21 protein-coding genes are annotated in these 17,157 nt (G+C 57.3%); 9 read left to right on the forward strand and 12 right to left on the reverse strand.

Annotated features, from left to right (window positions below; translation table 11 throughout):
* Positions 1-319: 319 nt before the first annotated feature.
* A complete protein-coding gene (locus FIV03_RS01365; protein ID WP_055657628.1) occupies positions 320-700 on the reverse strand; it encodes a hypothetical protein in 381 nt (126 codons plus the stop codon).
* Between the two features lie 128 nt (positions 701-828).
* Here FIV03_RS01365 and FIV03_RS01370 point away from each other — a divergent pair, with 128 nt between their 5' ends.
* Positions 829-2,379, forward strand: a complete 1,551-nt coding sequence (locus tag FIV03_RS01370; protein WP_152508415.1) for a bifunctional aminoglycoside phosphotransferase/ATP-binding protein — start codon at positions 829-831, stop codon at positions 2,377-2,379.
* A 1-nt stretch (position 2,380) separates the two neighbouring features.
* Here the strand turns inward: FIV03_RS01370 and FIV03_RS01375 are convergent, their stop codons facing one another.
* From FIV03_RS01375 to FIV03_RS01385, 3 genes are all read right to left on the reverse strand, one after another.
* Entirely contained in the window at positions 2,381-2,701 is a 321-nt protein-coding gene (locus FIV03_RS01375) for an AzlD domain-containing protein (RefSeq protein ID WP_062490371.1), read from the reverse strand.
* Complete coding sequence (locus FIV03_RS01380; protein ID WP_023002160.1) at positions 2,694-3,395, reverse strand: AzlC family ABC transporter permease; 702 nt, start codon at positions 3,393-3,395, stop codon at positions 2,694-2,696. Before FIV03_RS01380 ends, FIV03_RS01375 begins: the two co-directional genes overlap by 8 nt.
* Positions 3,396-3,528: 133 nt before the next feature.
* Complete coding sequence (locus FIV03_RS01385) at positions 3,529-4,356, reverse strand: sulfite exporter TauE/SafE family protein (RefSeq protein ID WP_152508416.1); 828 nt, start codon at positions 4,354-4,356, stop codon at positions 3,529-3,531.
* Positions 4,357-4,544: 188 nt separating this feature from the next.
* Here FIV03_RS01385 and FIV03_RS01390 point away from each other — a divergent pair, with 188 nt between their 5' ends.
* The 3 genes from FIV03_RS01390 (at position 4,545) to FIV03_RS01400 (ending at position 6,365) form a co-directional block, all read left to right on the forward strand.
* A complete protein-coding gene (locus FIV03_RS01390; RefSeq protein WP_152508417.1) occupies positions 4,545-5,111 on the forward strand; it encodes a DUF3291 domain-containing protein in 567 nt (188 codons plus the stop codon).
* A 128-nt stretch (positions 5,112-5,239) separates the two neighbouring features.
* Positions 5,240-5,944 (forward strand): pirin family protein, encoded by a 705-nt coding sequence (locus FIV03_RS01395; RefSeq protein WP_152508418.1) that lies wholly within the window; start codon positions 5,240-5,242, stop codon positions 5,942-5,944.
* A 115-nt stretch (positions 5,945-6,059) separates the two neighbouring features.
* Positions 6,060-6,365, forward strand: coding sequence for a GNAT family N-acetyltransferase (locus tag FIV03_RS01400; RefSeq protein WP_152508419.1), 306 nt, complete (start codon positions 6,060-6,062; stop codon positions 6,363-6,365).
* Positions 6,366-6,381: 16 nt separating this feature from the next.
* Here the strand turns inward: FIV03_RS01400 and FIV03_RS01405 are convergent, their stop codons facing one another.
* Positions 6,382-6,870, reverse strand: a complete 489-nt coding sequence (locus FIV03_RS01405; protein WP_152508420.1) for a hypothetical protein — start codon at positions 6,868-6,870, stop codon at positions 6,382-6,384.
* Between the two features lie 251 nt (positions 6,871-7,121).
* Here FIV03_RS01405 and FIV03_RS01410 point away from each other — a divergent pair, with 251 nt between their 5' ends.
* Positions 7,122-7,316, forward strand: a complete 195-nt coding sequence (locus FIV03_RS01410) for a hypothetical protein (protein ID WP_152508421.1) — start codon at positions 7,122-7,124, stop codon at positions 7,314-7,316.
* 77 nt (positions 7,317-7,393) lie between these two features.
* Here the strand turns inward: FIV03_RS01410 and FIV03_RS01415 are convergent, their stop codons facing one another.
* The 6 genes from FIV03_RS01415 to FIV03_RS01440 all read right to left on the reverse strand — a co-directional run bounded on the left by FIV03_RS01415 (position 7,394) and on the right by FIV03_RS01440 (position 12,991).
* Positions 7,394-8,146, reverse strand: a complete 753-nt coding sequence (locus FIV03_RS01415; RefSeq protein WP_152508422.1) for a 2OG-Fe(II) oxygenase — start codon at positions 8,144-8,146, stop codon at positions 7,394-7,396.
* Positions 8,143-9,219, reverse strand: a complete 1,077-nt coding sequence (ada, locus tag FIV03_RS01420; RefSeq protein ID WP_152508423.1) for a bifunctional DNA-binding transcriptional regulator/O6-methylguanine-DNA methyltransferase Ada — start codon at positions 9,217-9,219, stop codon at positions 8,143-8,145. The genes FIV03_RS01415 and ada overlap by 4 nt, the downstream gene beginning before the upstream one ends.
* 254 nt (positions 9,220-9,473) lie before the next feature.
* Positions 9,474-10,232 carry an SDR family oxidoreductase gene (locus FIV03_RS01425; RefSeq protein WP_152508424.1) on the reverse strand — a complete coding sequence of 253 codons (759 nt, stop codon included), beginning with the start codon at positions 10,230-10,232 and terminating at the stop codon, positions 9,474-9,476.
* 268 nt (positions 10,233-10,500) lie between these two features.
* Positions 10,501-11,700 (reverse strand): SH3 domain-containing protein, encoded by a 1,200-nt coding sequence (locus FIV03_RS01430; protein ID WP_152508425.1) that lies wholly within the window; start codon positions 11,698-11,700, stop codon positions 10,501-10,503.
* Positions 11,701-12,208: 508 nt separating this feature from the next.
* Complete coding sequence (locus tag FIV03_RS01435; RefSeq protein WP_055657613.1) at positions 12,209-12,430, reverse strand: hypothetical protein; 222 nt, start codon at positions 12,428-12,430, stop codon at positions 12,209-12,211.
* Positions 12,431-12,664: 234 nt separating this feature from the next.
* Positions 12,665-12,991 carry a hypothetical protein gene (locus FIV03_RS01440; protein ID WP_145903669.1) on the reverse strand — a complete coding sequence of 109 codons (327 nt, stop codon included), beginning with the start codon at positions 12,989-12,991 and terminating at the stop codon, positions 12,665-12,667.
* Between the two features lie 240 nt (positions 12,992-13,231).
* Here FIV03_RS01440 and FIV03_RS01445 point away from each other — a divergent pair, with 240 nt between their 5' ends.
* Genes FIV03_RS01445 through FIV03_RS01455 form a run of 3 tightly spaced genes read left to right on the forward strand, consistent with a single transcriptional unit; the run spans position 13,232 to position 15,403 of the window.
* On the forward strand, positions 13,232-13,870 hold the full coding sequence (locus FIV03_RS01445; RefSeq protein WP_152508426.1) for a hypothetical protein: 639 nt from the start codon (positions 13,232-13,234) through the stop codon (positions 13,868-13,870).
* Entirely contained in the window at positions 13,867-14,367 is a 501-nt protein-coding gene (locus FIV03_RS01450) for a hypothetical protein (protein ID WP_152508427.1), read from the forward strand. The genes FIV03_RS01445 and FIV03_RS01450 overlap by 4 nt, the downstream gene beginning before the upstream one ends.
* Positions 14,351-15,403 (forward strand): hypothetical protein, encoded by a 1,053-nt coding sequence (locus tag FIV03_RS01455; RefSeq protein WP_152508428.1) that lies wholly within the window; start codon positions 14,351-14,353, stop codon positions 15,401-15,403. Before FIV03_RS01450 ends, FIV03_RS01455 begins: the two co-directional genes overlap by 17 nt.
* 82 nt (positions 15,404-15,485) lie before the next feature.
* On the opposite strand, the gene FIV03_RS01460 is transcribed toward FIV03_RS01455, so the two are convergent.
* Positions 15,486-16,160, reverse strand: a complete 675-nt coding sequence (locus tag FIV03_RS01460; protein WP_152508429.1) for a hypothetical protein — start codon at positions 16,158-16,160, stop codon at positions 15,486-15,488.
* Between the two features lie 590 nt (positions 16,161-16,750).
* On the opposite strand from FIV03_RS01460, the gene FIV03_RS01465 reads away from it, so the two are divergent.
* Entirely contained in the window at positions 16,751-17,107 is a 357-nt protein-coding gene (locus FIV03_RS01465; protein WP_152508430.1) for a MarR family winged helix-turn-helix transcriptional regulator, read from the forward strand.
* The last annotated feature ends 50 nt before the right edge of the window (positions 17,108-17,157 follow it).

Here is a 17,157-nt window from a genome sequence, read left to right on the forward strand (position 1 = left end):
AGAGGCGAAAATCAGATTAATTGGCAATGGGGTCATTCCGATTTAGAATAATTTATCTCCGACAACGGACTTGCAGCTCATCCTTCGAGACGCGCGCAAACGCGTTCCTCAGGATGAGGTTAAATGTGTTGTAAGGCCGCCTGATTGTGTCACACACAGTCCTCATCCTTAGGAAGCGCGAAGCGCTGTCTCGAAGGATGGGCCTCATGTCATGGCCAGCCTTGCCGATAAGCATCGGCGCTGCAAACAAAAAAGGGGCACCGGTTTCCCGGTACCCCTGCCCCCATTCGTTGTTATGTCTTGTTATGGGAAGCTGATCTCAGATCGACTGAACCGTCACCACCTGGAAGGTGTGCATCTCGCCATCCTCGTCCTTGATGGAGACGTATTCACCCGGGTTGAAGGCATGTGCGCCGAAACGGTAGCCCGCCTCGTCGTCGTCCTCGCCGTCGATATCGTAATGGAAAGCCCAGGAGCCACCCGGACGGTGGATGAGGTGGCCGACTTCCTCTTCCTCGGCGCCCCAGAATCGCCGCACACGGCAATGGTCGCGCTGCTTCTTCCAAAGGCCGGCGTCGATATGGCCGGTTTCGTCAAGCGGAGCGGTGAATTCATAACCGTGGTTCGCCGAACCTTGCGGGAAATCCTTGGTTCTGGCCAGGTTCAACCTGATCTTCTTCAAAGCCGGATAGTCGCTCATGGGGCCCTCCTTTACTGACAATCCGGTTTATTTGTGCCACATCCGGGGCACCTCACATTGAGAAGGATCAAACCGGGTGGTTTGCATGTGAGGCATGTATTGCCACGTGTCAGCAAAAGGGACGGAAGATGGATCAGGCCGAAACCCAGAACCAGGCGCTCGAGTTCCTCGGCAGCCTGCCGTCCGACGATCCGGCGCGGCCCGAGGTGAAGCGGATCGACACCCATGCCAATATCGTCTTTCTGGTGGGCAGCAAGGCCTACAAGGTCAAACGGTCGGTCAAGTTTCCCTTTCTCGATTATTCGACGTTGCCCTTGCGCGAAGAAGCCTGCAAGGCGGAGATAACTTTCAACCAGCCGAACGCACCACAGATCTACCGGCAGGCCTTGCCTGTGACGCGGGAGGCAGATGGCACGCTGGATCTTGGCGGCACTGGAGAGCCCATCGAATGGGCAGTTGAAATGAGCCGGTTCGAACGACGGCACGAACTGGACTCCGTCGCTGGAACCGACCCGCTTCCGGACACCCTGACGGACAGGCTGGCGGACATGATGATCAATGCTCATGACGCCGCGCCGCTGCGGCAGGGCAATGGCTTCTACGCGGAGCTTGCAAGCTACGTGGAGCAGAACGACGCCGCCTTTCGCGAGCACCCCGATCTGTTCGAAGCCGAGGCGGTCCGGCATCTGACCGAGACTTCCCGCACTGTCCTGTCGGCTCTGCACGAGCTGATCCTGCGCCGGGGCGAACAGGGCCTTGTCCGTCGTTGCCACGGAGACGCCCACCTTCGCAACATCGTCATGGTTGATGACGCCCCGGTTCTGTTCGATGCGGTCGAATTTTCAGATGCGATTGCTACCGGCGACGTTCTTTACGATCTCGCCTTCCTGCTGATGGACCTGTGGGACCGGGGTCAACAGCGTGCGGCCAACCGGGTGTTCAACCGCTACATGGACAAGAGCCGCCTGGACACGCATTCGGAGGGCCTGGCAGCCCTGCCCTTCTACCTGATGATGCGCGCGGCGATCCGCTCCAAGATCTCGGCCAGCTCCGCTCTCAACCAGTCGGACCCGAACCAGAAACAACGTGAGCGCGACCAGGCCCAGGCCTATTTCTGCCACGCAGTGGACTTTCTGGATCCCTCACGCCCGCAACTGGTTGCCATCGGTGGCCTTTCCGGCACCGGCAAGACCACGCTTGCCTACGAAATTGCCCCCGGCATCGGCCGGGCACCCGGCGCGCGCGTGCTGCGCACGGACGTGATGCGAAAGCGCCTGCTGGGCATTGAAGAAACGGAAAAGGCGCCGGCGGAAGCCTATACGCTGGAGGCGTCCCAGAAGGTCTACCACGCGCTGGACGACACCATTCAGACCGTCCTCGCAGCAGGTCACTCCGCAATCTTCGATGCGGTTTTTGCCGCCGAGAGCGAACGGGACCGTATCGAGGCCATCGCCAATAATGTTGAATGCGGTTTCTGCGGCCTGTGGCTGACCGCGCCGGCGAACATCCTGAAAGCCCGGGTCTCCGCGCGCGGGGACGATGCCTCGGACGCAAACGCCGACGTTGTCGATACCCAGCTTGGCTACGACCTCGGCCAGATGAACTGGGCGGAAATCGACGCGGGCAGCAACGTCGACGAAACCGCCGGACAGGTGCGGAAAATCCTGAACCGCCAGTAGACTACAGTCCGGCAGCCCTGAGAGCTGCCGCGGCTCCGGCTGCACAGAAGACGGCGACATATTCCTTGCGCAGTGTCACCTGTGCCGCTGCAGCAACGACAAGGCACAGCGCCACGGCCAGCCCGCCCTTCAACACGATGGGCAGGATGGTGGAAACGATGATCGCGCCCGGCAACGCCTCCAGACCGCGGCGCACCCGCGGCGTGATGGGCAGCCGGCCCATGACCCAGTATCCACCCGCCCTCAGGGCGTAAGTGACCGCTGTCATGCCAAGCACGGCCAGGATAAAGATCGGGTCGGCGGTGAATGCTCCCTCAGTCATCGAGATAGGCCCCCGCGAAAGCACCGGCGATGGCACCGGTGAAAATGCTCCAGTAGCCACCGACCAAATACCAGGTCAGCGCGGCGATACCGCCTGCGAACAGCCAGCTGACTGTCTGGCGCTTACCCTTCCAGAGCGGCACCAGAAGTGCGGCGAAGAAAGCCGGCAGAACCACGTCGAGGCCATAGACCTTCGGGTCCGACACCAGACTGCCCGCGAAATAGCCCGGAACGACGGAAAGCGACCAGACCGACCAGGTGAAGAGGCCGCTGCCGAGATAGATCCCCCAGTCGCGCGTGCCCTTGTCGTATTCCGACAAGGCCAGCAACCAGTTGAGGTCCGTCAGCAGAAACAGGGAAGGATAGGTCTGCCAGGCCGGTACCTGGCCAAGCCAGGGCCGCAGGCTCGCGCCGATCAGCAGCATGCGCATGTTGACGGCAGCGGTAACCCCGATCATCGCCACGACAAGAGCATAGTTGAGCGGATCGCTGTAGACTTCCATCGCGACAAACTGGCTGGCGCCGGCGAAGACAAGCGAGTTGATCATGATCGTTTCGAGGAAGGTCAGCCCCTTTTGCGCGGCGACCGTTCCAAAGACCAGTCCAAGCGCGATGATGCCCGGGGAAACCGGAATGCACATCGTGGCGCCCCGCACGCAGCCTTGCAGGCTGAGGGTCACATTTTTGTTCAACATGTCTGTCCAAGAGTGTCAGGCGGCGGGCAGCCCCCCGCATAGAAAGGTCAGTATTGCTGATAAATCGCCTCAGAACCAATGAAACCTTTTGATTTACCCATCAGCGATCCTGTAGCCGGGACCGGGCCACGGGTCAGAACACGACGCCGTAGATCATCCGCAGGCCGGTAAAACCGAGGAACAGCGCGAACACGAGCTTCAGCTTCGACGGATCGATGGCATGGGCGATCTTCGCGCCCCAGGGTGCAGCAAAAGTGCTTGCCGGAATGATCAGGAAGAAGCCGATCAGGTTGACATACCCGAGCGAGAACGGCGGGCGCCCCTCCTCGCCCCAGCCAAAGAAGATCGACAGCAGGGTGCCCGGAACGGCAATGATGAGGCCGATGGCCGCTGCAGTGCCAACCGCCTTGCGGATCGGATAATTGAAGAGGGTCAATGTCGGAACGCCGAGTGTTCCACCACCAATGCCCATCATCACCGAGATCCCGCCAATCAGGAAACCCAGCGTTTCCTTGATCGGAGATCCGGGAAGCTTGTCGGCCAGATGGGAGCCCTCCTTGCGGAACATCATGTTGGCCGACACGGCCAGAGCGACAATCCCGAAGACCAGCGTCAGTGCGCCACCCGAAATGTTCCCCGCGAGCGTTCCCCCGGCGATGACGCCAAGGGCGATCGCCCACCACCAGCGTTTCAGGAGATCCATGTCGACGCTCCCCCGATTGTAGTGGGCACGCGCCGACGACGTGCCGGTCGCCAGAATGGTTGCAAGCGACGTTCCCACCGCCACATGCATGAGAACCGACGGGTCGATCTTCAGGGCGGTGAACATGTAATAGAGCACCGGCACGATGACGATGCCGCCACCGACGCCGAGCAGGCCTGCAATGATCCCGGCCACAAGCCCGGTTGCCAGCAGCGCAACAGCCAGAAGGCCAAGGGAGAAAAGGCTGAGATCTTCCACGCGATTATCCTCGTTGCCGGTGCCGAGCTCATGCCGGCCACCAAAGTCTTCTTCCAGCGCTTAGACCAGCTGCGCGAATTTTTCCAGCCGCATGCGCGGACTATCTGTTTTGCGACGCTTGCAACCTCTTGCGACACGGGTGAATTGCAGCCAGTCTCTGCCGGGTGTCATTCAGGCGGGGAGGAAGCATGAACGGTCACTGGCTTGCGCTCTATACATTCGGCCAATTCCGTACGCGGGCGGACCACCCGGTTGTGGAACCCTTTCACCAGGCCGAGCCGCTTGTGTGGGCCGCGATGGAACGCGCCGAGGGTTTCGTCGCCCGCTCCGGCTACGAGGACGAACCGGGACCGGACAGCTGGGGCGAGCAGATTTTTCCCAGATACTGGCAGGACAATGGCGACGGCTGGGCCCCCTCCACCATCTCGCTTTGGCAAGACCTGGAATCAGCGCTTGCCGCCGTCTACCGAGGGCCGCACGCCGAGATCCTGAAAAAGGGCCCGGACTTCATGCGGGAAGACCACGCCTACCCCGCCTATGCCCTGTGGTGGGTGCCGGAAGGCCATCAACCGGACTGGGTGGAAGCGGTCGACCGCTTCGAGCGCCTGGGCGACGCGGGCCCCACGCCCGCGGCCTTCACATTCAAGTCCGCTTTCGATCCTTCCGGAAAGCCCACAACAGTGAACGGCGGCGTATCGAAACAGATCGCGGAACGAAACCGAACCCGGACCGAAGTTCCAAAGGCTGTTCAATAGGGAATTGTTCAAAAATCGATGACTAATTGTCCAGATTTGGCAGAATTGTAAAACAATCTCGCAGTGGCAATCTTAGGTCCAACAGCGCACGGACATTCCCGTGCCAGAGATTGGGAAAGGATTGAACCATGAACCAGATACTCCGTCCTTCGGATGCTCGCGGCGATGCCGATTTCGGCTGGTTGAAGAGCAAGCACACGTTCTCCTTCGGGTCCTATTTTGACCCGAACCACATCGGTTTCGGTGCCCTGCGGGTGATCAACGAGGACCGTGTCGCGCCCAGCGCCGGCTTCCCGACCCACCCGCACCAGAACATGGAGATCATCTCCTATGTCGTTTCCGGTGGTCTGGAACACAAGGATTCACTCGGTACGGGCTCCGTCATCCGGCCGGGAGAACTGCAGCGCATGAGCGCCGGCACCGGTGTCCGGCACAGCGAGTACAATCACTCGGATACTGATCCGGTCCACTTCCTGCAGATCTGGATCGTTCCGGAAGCTGACGGAATCTCGCCAAGCTACGAGCAGAAGGCCTTTCCGGAAGACGGCCGCCGCGATGCGCTGCGCCTGATCGGATCGCGCGACGGGCGGGACGGATCCGTTACCATTCATCAGGATGTCGATCTCTATGCGTCGCTTCTGACCGCCGATCGCAGCCTGGCCTTCGACATCCGCCCCGGCCGGAAGGTCTGGCTGCAACTGGTGAAAGGCAAGATCAGCGTCAACGACCAACCGCTTTCCGCAGGTGACGGTCTTGGCCTGCTTCAGACAGGCGCAATCTCGCTGACAGCCAGTGAGAATGCCGAATTCCTGCTGTTCGACCTGGCAGCCTGACACGAATTGGGGCGGGATTGTTCCCGCCCCATCCCCATGTACTTCCCTGGAAACGAACAGCCAGATTGAACACAGGATCAGAGCAATTGCTTTCATCCACATCAGGAGACCGACAATGGTAGAGACAACTTCCCCCGACATCACCCTGGAACAGGATGGCAGCAAAGGCCGCTATGTGGCGAAGGTAGACGGGATCACCGAACCGGCCGAACTGACCTTCTCCATTGTCAACGAACACCTGATCATTGCCGATCACACCGGCGTGCCGGACAGCATGCGTGGCATGGGGGTTGGCAAGGCACTGGTGGAAAGGCTTGTTGATGACGCCCGTCGCAAGCAGGTGAAGATCGTGCCTCTGTGTCCTTATGTGAATGCGCAGCGGCGCAAGCACCCCGAATGGGCGGACGTGTTTCAGGCCTAGGCGAAAAGAAACATGCTCAGCTCGAAGGCTCGTTGTCCTCTACGGCCGTCTCGCACCCCCGCAAGGTGTAGAGCGCACCGGTCAGCATGTTGCCGGCCTGTTCGAAAGCGGTGTCGGTGATTTCCGGACCGGCAGCGCTCAAACCAACTGCCGCCAGCCTGATGTCGGCAAGGTTCCGATTGAGCTCCTTCAGTTGCTGCGCCACGTCCCAATGATCCCTGAGGTCGGGATCAGAGAGTTGCGCAGCAAGCCCGGTGATCTTGCCGTCGAGCGCTTCGATCCGGGCCTTGAATTCGCCCGGAGAGACCTGCAACCGGGCGAGCGCGGCTTCTGTCACATTGCCGGCGATACGTTCGCCCGCTGTATCGACCCTGTTCAACACAAGGAGCGACAGCACGCAGGCTGCAATGACGAGCAGCGCCGTCGCATTCACGAGCGCCAGAAGCAGCTGACCGGGCAAACGGACCAGACGGCGACCAAGGCCGGGGGCATCGTGATAGGACATTGCATGCTCCTTAGAGATCAGGTGCTCTCATTCAGACAGAGTCCCGCATGACACACAACGGCCTCCCGGGCCATGAACCGTCAGAAAGACCTGATTTCTCGGGAGAACCAACCGACCATCCGTTCACCGTATAATCAGAGCCTTGGTATCGTCTGCCTGCAGCCCAGCCTACACTTTATCCGAGAAACGACACTTACCTTTAACGGAAAAAGGGTTACTCCGTTCTCATTCGAAACACCGATAGGGCACGGATGAACTACGGCCGCCTGATCACAGCAATACTGTTCCTCTGGATGACGTCCGCCCTCTTCAAGTTCGGCAACCAGAACTATGAGGCGCTCAAGGCGGACTTTGGCCTGCTGGCTCCATTGATGTGTTTCATCGCCGGCGTGCTTCTCGGCTGCAGCGCCATTGTCCTGCTCATCAAGTCTTTCAGGAAGACATGATCGCGCTTCGGCAGCTATCAACCTGCTGCCGGGCACCATAAAACTTCAAGACGGCTCGCCAAGCACGGAGCTGATGCCTATTTCGCGTCGTGGAAGATGATCCCTGCAGTGTGTCTCGTGCCGGAGCGCACGCGGCTCACGCCGTGGCGCATGTTCACGCGGTAACTTCCTCTCGTTCCCTGGACAGGCCGGTTGTGAACGCCAAAGGCCACGGCATCCCCCTGGCGCAGGCTGACAACCTCAACGCGGCTCTGCATGCGCGGACGTTGTTCGGTCATGCAGAACTCGCCCCCCGAGAAATCCTTGTCCGGTTCCGATAGCAAAATCGCAACCTGGATCGGAAAAACCAGATCTCCGTACAGATCCTGGTGAAGGCAGTTGAAGTCGCCAGCGCCATACTGCAGCAACAAAGGAGTCGGCCGGACCTGGCCCGCCTTGTGGCATTGCTCCAGATACGCGTCATGGGTAACCGGAAATCGTTGATCGAAGCCCATGACCTCGTTCCACCTGTTGGCAAGACCGGCGAAGCGGGGATAAAGGGCGGTCCGCAATCCACCCAGGATATCCGGCAGCGGATATTTGAAATAGCGGTATTCCCCCTTGCCGAAGCCGTGCCGCGCCATGACGACATGGCTTCGGAAATGTTCTTCCTCGGTATAAAGCGACGAAAGGGCACGACATTCCCCGGGCGACAAGAGCTGAGGCAGCGTGGCACAGCCGAACCCGTTCAGCTCTTCGTGGATCGCGGCCCAGTCATAACCGGCGACCCGAGCCCCTACGGAGGTCGCCAAAGCATTCGAACGATCCTCGTCGGCGGTAAGTTTCCTCATGCCCGTTTCTCCCTCTCGATGAGATCGCGCTTGCGCTCCACACCCCATGCGTAGCCGGAAAGTGCACCGCTGTTTCGAACCACACGGTGGCAGGGGATTGCCACTGCGAGCTTGTTGGCAGCACATGCCCGGGCAACAGCCCGTGATGATTTGGGTGCCTTGATACGCCGGGCAATCTCGGCATAGGAGACCGTTTCTCCGGCAGGGATTTCCTGAAGAGCTTGCCATACCCTTTGTTGGAAGACGGTTCCGCGGACATCCAGAGGCAGGTCCAGACCGATCTTTGGACATTCGACGAAGCCCACCACCCGGGCCACCAGACCTTCATAGTCGCGATCCGCCCCAAGCAGTGTTGCCTTGGGAAACCGGTCCTGCAGATCCCGGACCAGATCCCCCGGGTCACTTCCGAGAAGAATCGACACAACGCCTTTCTGTCTGGACGCGACCAGAATGGCACCAAGCGTCGTCTGGCCAACCGCGAACCTGATCTCCTCGTCGGCTCCGCCGGCACGGTATTGGGTGGGTGTCATACCCAGCATCCCGGTGGATTTTTCATAGAACCGTCCGCTGGAATTGAAGCCTGCGTCATAGATTGCCTCGGTCACCGTTATGCCGGAACCAAGTCCATCACGGACCTTGTTGGCCCGATGCGCTGACGCGTAGTCTTTTGGCGTTAGCCCGGTTGCCGCCTTGAACACGCGGTGAAAGTAGCTGGGGCTACGGCCGACGGAACGAGCAAGATCATCCAGTGACGGCTCTTCTTCGCTGCCTTCAATGATGCGGCAGGCCTTTGCGACAATAGCTGCATTCTCGGCACCGGCAGGCAAGCCCTCCGGCTTGCAGCGCTTGCACGCCCTGAAACCGGTCGCCCGGGCGCTTTCGAGCGTTGTGTGAAGCTGTACGTTTTTCGGATTGGCCAGGCGCGAAGGGCACGACGGGCGACAATAGACACCGGTCGTCGACACCGAATACCAGAACTGGCCGTCTGCGGTCTTGTCACGGGCTGCTATGCGCGCCCACCGAGGGTCCTCTGCCAGGGGCAGCTTGGTCTGATTGTCGTTCAAGGCTTCCATTGGTGCGTCTTCCCGAAATTGTTGTCGTCAACTTCGCCAATCCTGTCACCGGCTTCACGAGCGTGCACTCCGGTCCTTACCTTCAAATCGGGATCTTCAGCGACCCGTTTTCCGAGCCGCGGGCATATTTGAATTTCAGGGCAAGGAACGGAGCGGAGGCTCCGCTCAAGTCTGTTGAATGGGTGCCGTTGCCTCAAACAGGCGGTCCGGGATTTGCCACAAGGCGGCGCTCCGCCTTGTGGCAAAGCGTCCAGTCAGGTCAGCCGAATGGACATGCCGCCATCGACAATCGTCGGGCTGCCCGTCATGAAACTTGCGCGGTCGGACAGCAGGAAAAGCGCAGCCTGTGCGATCTCCTTTGCGTCCGCCATGCGTTTCATGGGGTGCAAACCTGCAATGAACGCCAAGACGTCCGGATTTCCTTCGCCACCGGCCGGTGTAATTGTGCCACCCGGCATCAAGGCATGGGCCCGAATACCCTCAGCGGCGTGGTCGGATGCAAGTGATTGCACCAAGCCGTTGAGACCGGCCTTGGAAGCCGCGTAAGCGCCCATGCCGGGCATGCCCGCGTTGCTGAAACCAACAAATGACGATGTGAAGACGATCGAGCCACCGCCGGTTTTCTTCATGACCGGTATCTGCGCTTTTGCAGCCAGAAACGCCGCTGTCAGGTTGACAGTCAGGACCTCGTTCCAGTTGCCGATACCCATGTCCGGGACCGGCTCCATGGCACCGACAATGCCTGCATTGTTGAAGGCACCGTCCAGTCGCCCGAACTCCTTCAGGGCAAGATCGACCAATGCCGCGGCATAACCTTCGTCCTTTACGTCGCCCTCCAGGAAAACGGCCGTGCCGCCGGCTTCACGGATTTTGGACGCAACCGCCTCAAGTTCCGCGGAACGCCTGGCACCAAGGATGACATTCGCTCCTTCGGCTGCAAAAAGGCTCGCTGCTGCAGCCCCGATCCCGCTGCTTGCCCCGGTGATGATGATCGACTTGTTTTCGAGTTCCATGACGTTTTCTCCTGTCTGTCATTGGACCCGGCATAAGCCAGTGTCCGAGCGACAGGTGTCATGATCGGGCCGAGCCGAACTATCCGTTTCTTGTTGTCAAATCCATAAGAAGGGGTTGAGCACGACGATCAGGTCAGGGGTATACCAGCACAAAGGCAGCCTATTTCAAACATGTTGGGCACGCTCAATGAGGCCAACGACGTCTGTCGATCAATGTGCGAGTGGACTTAAGGAGCGGCAACAGTCTGCTTCAAAGGTAACCTGATATCTACTTGCCGTATCCAGCCGCACTTGAGGCTTCCCCGTATGACGAACCTGTCCCGCAACATATTTTCATCACATAGGTATTTCCCATAGTCACAAAACTATCGCTCGGTATGGCGCCCTCTTTTTTCAACCCCTTGGTGAAATAGAGGGCTTGCTCTTTATCCAACGGCTTAGCGATCGTCACCGCATACCATCCGTTGGTCGCAAGGTAGACCGCCAAAGGGAGATCTCTTGCCATTGCGTAACTAACCGCTTCGTCGATGTTGTCGAAACTCTTGACTTGAATGAGCCTAAGTTCGCCAGGCGTAGCATCGAATTGATCAACTCGTATCCACGTATGGTGCATATACCCAGTTACGCCCGCAACAGTCACACGATACCAACGGTCTTCCTCACCAGTGATTTGCACAGATACGCCATTTGTGAAGCGACGTAAGCTATGAGCTTTCCCGTTAGGTGACGCCTTCATTAAAACTGAACCCTTAGGGTGTCGGACACGTCCAGAACGAGCAACGGGAATGGTAGCTCTGCTCGGCGCAATTTGCTTCGGACTTGTCGAAACGGAAGGTCGTGATGCTACATACGGCTTTGCTTCGCTTGAAGGCTTGGAGATTGCGGCCGTGTCCGTGGCACCCTCAGACAAAGTAACTCCAAAGTTAGCCATCTCCTGCCCAGAGAGATATCTAATGTCATTTGCTTCTGTCTTGAATGCGAGTTGCAAGAGTGCGGGGTTCACTCCCATCTCCACCATGTACCCAATGATGTCCGCTGTGGCGTCCTGAACAGCAGAAACAGCCTCCTCCTTGTTGAAGGGAGTTGTTGGCGAGAATGAAGACTTGTGCACCCCGATGGAACCCGGTTCAGCATATCGAGATCGGCCTCCCATGAATGCCAGGGCGCAAGCAGAAGCGCATTCAAGCTGGCGGAGTTGGATCGTGGCCAAACCGTGTGATCTGATGATCCGACCAAGTTCCATCGCCTTGAAAATGTTCCCGCCGTCGCTGTCAAAGCCGATCACATTGGGATTGAAAGAACGAATGACTTTCTCGAATTCGGAGAGGTCGTCACCGGGTGTGAAGGTACCCTCGATAACAACAAACCTCAGACCATCGTCCCCCTCTCCCGAATTGTAGCTAAGTTCGGCTTTTCCCACTGAAGGAAGGATGGTGACCAAAAAGATCATGAGGATTCGGATGATCATGGGTAATCACACACTCAAGTACAATTCATTGACACCGCAATTCAGTGTATTCGAGCGACGTAAGGTATTGCAACCAGACTTCACGCCATATGGTTGATCTGCTCAGCCCAATTTTCTGTGTTTTGAGGTAAGTCTGTTTCTCCAGTTAAGATTACAGACTATGAAACGATCCAGATTATGCGAAAAAAGATCATTAGTATTTTGAAGGAATATCAGCCAAGCATTGCAGCTTCGCCAGTCTTTGATTGCCTGTAGGCGCGCAATCTGCAGTGCAGTCGCAGCATTCTTGGCACCCCTTACTGCAGCGCTCAAGCCGAAGCAATTGCAGCAAGATTGACTTGCGTTCCAAAAAATAATTCTGAAAGTTTATGAAGGGGGAAATGGTACAGACGAGTGGATTCACCTAGTCAGAATATATTTTTGTTGAATTTCAATGCCTTACATCACCAACTGCAAACGCAATGTAGCACTTCATTGTAGCAGTTTTCAAGCTCGCCTCACCTCGAAACTAACGATGGATCTGGATGTTGTCGTAGATGATCGCAGCCCCGGGGTTCATCCTGATGCCCCACGTAGGGTTCTTGATCAGGAACTCGGCAGCCTCGACCACCGTCTCGAAAGTCAGTGCATCCGCAGCAAGGTTTGAGCCGGAAGGAAAGCACTTGTAGGCAGAACCACCGACTGGGTAAGCAACCCGCATCACACCATTGGTCAGAGCGCAGATTTTCACAGGTTGTTTCCTAATACAGATGGTCTGGGAAGTTCGCTATTTGGTTGCGAAGCACCCAGGCACTGCTCTATCGGCCCCCATCGCGGGAAGCCAGTGAAGGGCTCACATGCGGCCCACGCGGCCTTGTTGATCTGATCCTGAGAGACTCTTTCGGCGGACATTAGATTCCTGATGGTTGTCTGTGGTTGTGGCGAGGTTAGCCGGGGGGATGCGGGAGGGGAAGAGGCAGGCGGTCTACTTCACAAGGCTGATGATGCCCAGGAACAATCCCACTAGACCAAGCGCCACAGAGATGACTGCGAGTCTTGCAGAGATCCGCACCACCGGGTCCTTCACAGTGACGTACCAGCAGATTGTGCCCAGCCAGCCGAGTTTCTCAACGCACAGTTCCACGCACTCGTCCACGTTGACACTTAGCCTTCTCCTCAGGTCGTAATCGAGCTGAAGTATGTCGTCGGCCTTTTCGTGACCAATGACTGCCGCTAGTACAAATTTTCCGTCGCCGCGTGAGATACGGACGACATCGAAGCGATCTGCTCCGTTCCTTCTCCAGTACTTCATCGCCGCTCTTCCCATCCCACGTTGGTGGAAATCCAGTTTGGCGATTCTGAACGCGTGTCGATCTCCCAATTGCACCTCCCTGTCCGTGAGTTTTTGACTAAACCCAGACAACAACACTAGATTGTATGGAGTTGATATTCTAGCTTTCCTTGGCAGGTGGCGTGGGGACCGGAGCAAGAGCGTACCCCGGGAATCAGTGACCACCTGTGAATGGTGTCAAAGGAGAAAAAGGGGCGGGATATGAAGCAGCCGGGTTCAATGCCATGGCTCGAAGAACTCGGTCGTGTGCGCTTGTCGGAAAATTTCTTCATGCGTGATTTCCTGTATTCCGAGATTTCCAGTTTCTTCGGTATCCCCAACATCCCGCATCATCCCGAAGTCGCCGTCCAAGCCGGGACGCAGCTCTGTGAACAGCTTCTGGAGCCGCTGAGATCGGCTTTCGGACATGTAGCTATCCGTTCGGCTTACCGCTCGCCGGAGGTCAACGCTTACGGCAACAACCACGGCCACAATTGCGCGAGCAACGAGGCCAACTTCGCCGATCACATCTGGGATTATCGGGACGCGAAAGGGCGTTTGGGCGCGACGGCCTGCGTCGTCCTTCCCTGGTTCTCGGACCGTTACCAGGAAGAAGGCGACTGGCAAAGGCTCGCCTGGTGGATTCACGACCACCTGCCTTACAATACGCTCTGCTTCTTTCCCAAGCTCTGGGCCGTGAATGTCAATTGGAGAGAGCACCCAGAGCGTCGCATCGATAGCTATGCCGCACCCAAGGGTGTGCTGACGAAGCCTGGTATGACCAATCACGGTGGTTTGCACAGCGAGTTTTACAAGGGGCTGCCCGCAGCGCCGAAGGGCATCTCGGGAGAATGCCAGTGAAATCTCCGGATGAATGGACTGATCTTGAACTGCAGACTCTCATTGGCAACTACCGTCGGCTCGAGAAAACTGATGATCCTGTCTTTCCTGATCTGCTCGAGGAATGGAGCCGCCGGAAGGGGCAAGGCCTCGATTTTGAGAAGACGATAAATGCGGTGACCAAGTTCGCCAGGGAGGGGAGTTTCCTTTCGTACAAGCAGCTCGCCGATGAAAGTGAAGCCGACTGGACGAAGGTGCACTATGCGATGAACACACATCTGAGAGACCTGATTGAATTCGCCCACCGTCGAGGATGGCCCTTGTTGAGCGCCATCGTCGTCAATCAGAAGAACCTTATGACTGGTGACATGGAACCACAGACCTTGAAAGGGTTCGTATCCGCCGCAAAGGAACTTGGATACGCAGTGACGAATGAGAAAGCCTTTTTGCGGGATCAGCAGAAGCAGGTTTTTCTTTGGGCCAAAGGACAGGTGGCAGCTGATGACCAATCTCTTTGAAGTCTCTGCAGGCAGGCTTAAACCAGTCTCGAGGGCAAGACTCGCCACCGAGGATCAGATCGAAACGTGGGTCGCTGAGAACCCTGCCATTTTGGGACTGGATGTCCTGATTATTGGTCGACAGGTCATTGTCGAGAACCGTGGTCGCCTCGACTTGCTTGGGCTCGATGCTTCGGGAAATCTCGCTATTTTGGAGCTGAAGCGAGACCGGACGCCGCGAGAGATTGTTGCGCAGGTTTTGGACTATGCCAGCTGGGCCGTTGGGTTGACGACACGGGATGTTCACGACATCGCCAATCGCTTCTTGAGCAAGCCCCTCCCTGCGGCGTTCCAGGAACGGTTCGACAGAGGGCTTCCGGAAACACTCAACGGCGACCACCGCATGGTGATCATAGCCAGTGAACTCGACAGCACGACCAACCGGATCGTCGAGTATCTTGCAGAGAGGCATGACCTTTCCATCAACGTTGCCCTGTTCCGCATATTCCAGGACGGCGACCGTCAGCTGCTTGCAACGGACTGGCAGATGGACCCGGATGAGGTAGAGGAGCGGTCTGCTTCCAAGGTGCGAGCTCCCTGGACCGGCTATTGGTATGTCAATGTCGGAGAGAGCGAACACAGATCCTGGGAGGATATGCGGCGCTACGGCTTCATATCTGCTGGCAATGGGAGGTTTTATTCCGGCCGCCTGGAGCAACTTTCATTAGGCGACAAGATTTTCGCCTATCAGAAGGGTCGGGGCTATGTGGGGTATGGGGAGATAACTTCTCCTGCAATTATGGTTCGGGATTTTGCCATCGGTACAGGCAACTTACTGTCCGCCAATCTGGAACAGCCAAATCTCGCCCATGACCAGGATGACGAGGAACTTGCCGAGTACGCGGTTGGTGTCGACTGGATCAAGTCCTTCCCAATGGCGGAGGCAAAGACTTTCCGGGGCGTATTCGCTAACCAGAACGTAGTCTGTAAATTGCGCGATGCCGCGACACTGGAGTTTTTGTCCAGTGCCTTCGGAGTATCAGTGGGGTCGACGTAGGGCGCGATATCCGGAACGTTTGGTGCAGAAATCTGAGGGAACAATCAGAGCATAGGCACGAACAGTATCCCCGATTAAGGGCTCAAGTCTCGCCACGGGCTTTCAATGTCTTGATAATGTCTGCCCCGAGCTGTCGCGTGTTCTTCTTCCCCCCGCTTCCATTCAGAATGTCGACGCCAAGTGTGGCAGCGATTTTCCTAAGGTGAGGCTTGGCGACAAGCTGGGGTTCTCCGTCGATCAGGACAAGGATAGTGCCGCTCTCGTACTGCCTGAGGGTATATCGCTCGAAGTAGATTTCGTTGTCTACCTGCAAGTGGTCGAGGGGCTTCGACGGCTTGTTGAACAGCGAAATGGATAGCCTGAAGGCGTCACCATAGGGGGAGACTTTCTCTCTCAGTTCACTGGCAGTGCAGTCGAGAAGCTCCTCGACAGAGACACCTTCCTCCGGGTCCACATTCACCCGTAGAACCATAACCCGATCGCACAACTGAAAAGTGTTTGTGTTGAAGGCAACGTGGTTGGCGGTGGTCACCGTCTTGACGGAGATCCGTTCGTTCTCCGCGCTGATGACATCATAGCCACGCTGGTTGGTATCCAGCGCCATCTGACCCCGAGTGATCATGGCTGCATAAAGCTCGCCAATCCGACCGGTCAGGTGCCTGAGTTCACCTGGCGCAACACCCCAATCAAGCTCTCGCTCGTACCAAGTCAGTGCTTCGCCTAGCGATTGGATCACCTGAACCTGCGTTAGCGCCACGATACATCCTCCATTTGGGAAGCTGATAGCCTGATCGATCGCCACTCACAATCTAAAGGTTCTCAGGTTGACCCTGACACGATCCGCTCCATGCGGACGGTGCGCGAGCAGGAGGGCTTTACCGTGCCTCAGATCATATCCGAGACGGGATTGTCGAAGGCAACTGTCTGCAACGCACTTCCCCTCTCGGCCTTCAGTCGAATTAGGTGACACCATCGACGAGCAAAATCGCCAGCGGGCTAGATACGTCGCTCGTCGAGCAGCTTTTCGCGGGTTAGAAATTCGAGTTCAATCCAAAGGGCGGCGCTACGCTGGAGTTCTTTTCCAGCGCCAATCAAGTGCCACCATTCCTGGATGCACCGTCAGGTGGCGGCTAGTCGCGACCTTGTCAGCCGGATTTCTCGATGTTTTCTCGAGATCAAAGCTCCCGAGAACAAATAAAGTTGCACCATCGCACCCTCCAAGAAACCTCGTTGGGCTCGCCTGCATAATTCTCTGCAATCCGGAGGATCGTATCCATGCATCTCTCCGCCTAGCTGTTCTGCCGGTTGCCAAAGCAATCATGGCATCTCCAAACACAAGGAAAACCAATGACCATCTCAAATCAGACCGACCAATCCTGGGATCCTGCACCAACCCTCTCAATGGTGAGCTACTGTAAAGAAATAGCACCCAACATGGACTTGGCTAAGGTTGCGGTGCTGCTTCATCTCGCAAATGAACCCGGCTGCACGAGCCGCTACCTCACCGAAAAAATGGACGTTAACCAGAGCACTATTTCCAGAATAGTTGGCTATCTCGGAAGGGGGGACGCACGAAGCAAATATGGCGGTCTAGGCTGGGTCAGTTCTCACCCGGACCCCGAAGACCCACGTAAGCATCGCCATTACTTGACACCTGCAGGCAAAGCTATTGTTCTCAAGCTTTTAGTACCGCCTTTCCACTGAGTTCGGGATCATCGGGCCCCTAGCTTCTCCTTGGGGCACCCGGTGCCTTA

It is taken from the genome of Labrenzia sp. THAF187b (assembly GCF_009363375.1).
Lineage (GTDB): Bacteria > Pseudomonadota > Alphaproteobacteria > Rhizobiales > Stappiaceae > Roseibium > Roseibium algicola.

Bases quoted from the DNA above. Each gene is read 5' to 3' on its own strand.
- FIV03_RS01370 (WP_152508415.1), top strand. From the start codon at position 829: ATGGATCAGGCCGAAACCCAGAACCAGGCGCTCGAGTTCCTCGGCAGC.
- FIV03_RS01425 (WP_152508424.1), bottom strand. From the start codon at position 10,232: ATGGAACTCGAAAACAAGTCGATCATCATCACCGGGGCAAGCAGCGGG.
- ada (WP_152508423.1), bottom strand. From the start codon at position 9,219: ATGGAAGCCTTGAACGACAATCAGACCAAGCTGCCCCTGGCAGAGGAC.
- FIV03_RS01400 (WP_152508419.1), top strand. From the start codon at position 6,060: ATGGTAGAGACAACTTCCCCCGACATCACCCTGGAACAGGATGGCAGC.
- FIV03_RS01405 (WP_152508420.1), bottom strand. From the start codon at position 6,870: ATGTCCTATCACGATGCCCCCGGCCTTGGTCGCCGTCTGGTCCGTTTG.
- FIV03_RS01465 (WP_152508430.1), top strand. From the start codon at position 16,751: ATGACCATCTCAAATCAGACCGACCAATCCTGGGATCCTGCACCAACC.
- FIV03_RS01440 (WP_145903669.1), bottom strand. From the start codon at position 12,991: ATGAAGTACTGGAGAAGGAACGGAGCAGATCGCTTCGATGTCGTCCGT.
- FIV03_RS01415 (WP_152508422.1), bottom strand. From the start codon at position 8,146: ATGAGGAAACTTACCGCCGACGAGGATCGTTCGAATGCTTTGGCGACC.
- FIV03_RS01395 (WP_152508418.1), top strand. From the start codon at position 5,240: ATGAACCAGATACTCCGTCCTTCGGATGCTCGCGGCGATGCCGATTTC.
- FIV03_RS01445 (WP_152508426.1), top strand. From the start codon at position 13,232: ATGAAGCAGCCGGGTTCAATGCCATGGCTCGAAGAACTCGGTCGTGTG.
- FIV03_RS01455 (WP_152508428.1), top strand. From the start codon at position 14,351: ATGACCAATCTCTTTGAAGTCTCTGCAGGCAGGCTTAAACCAGTCTCG.
- FIV03_RS01390 (WP_152508417.1), top strand. From the start codon at position 4,545: ATGAACGGTCACTGGCTTGCGCTCTATACATTCGGCCAATTCCGTACG.
- FIV03_RS01375 (WP_062490371.1), bottom strand. From the start codon at position 2,701: ATGACTGAGGGAGCATTCACCGCCGACCCGATCTTTATCCTGGCCGTG.
- FIV03_RS01365 (WP_055657628.1), bottom strand. From the start codon at position 700: ATGAGCGACTATCCGGCTTTGAAGAAGATCAGGTTGAACCTGGCCAGA.
- FIV03_RS01430 (WP_152508425.1), bottom strand. From the start codon at position 11,700: ATGATCATCCGAATCCTCATGATCTTTTTGGTCACCATCCTTCCTTCA.
- FIV03_RS01410 (WP_152508421.1), top strand. From the start codon at position 7,122: ATGAACTACGGCCGCCTGATCACAGCAATACTGTTCCTCTGGATGACG.
- FIV03_RS01380 (WP_023002160.1), bottom strand. From the start codon at position 3,395: ATGTTGAACAAAAATGTGACCCTCAGCCTGCAAGGCTGCGTGCGGGGC.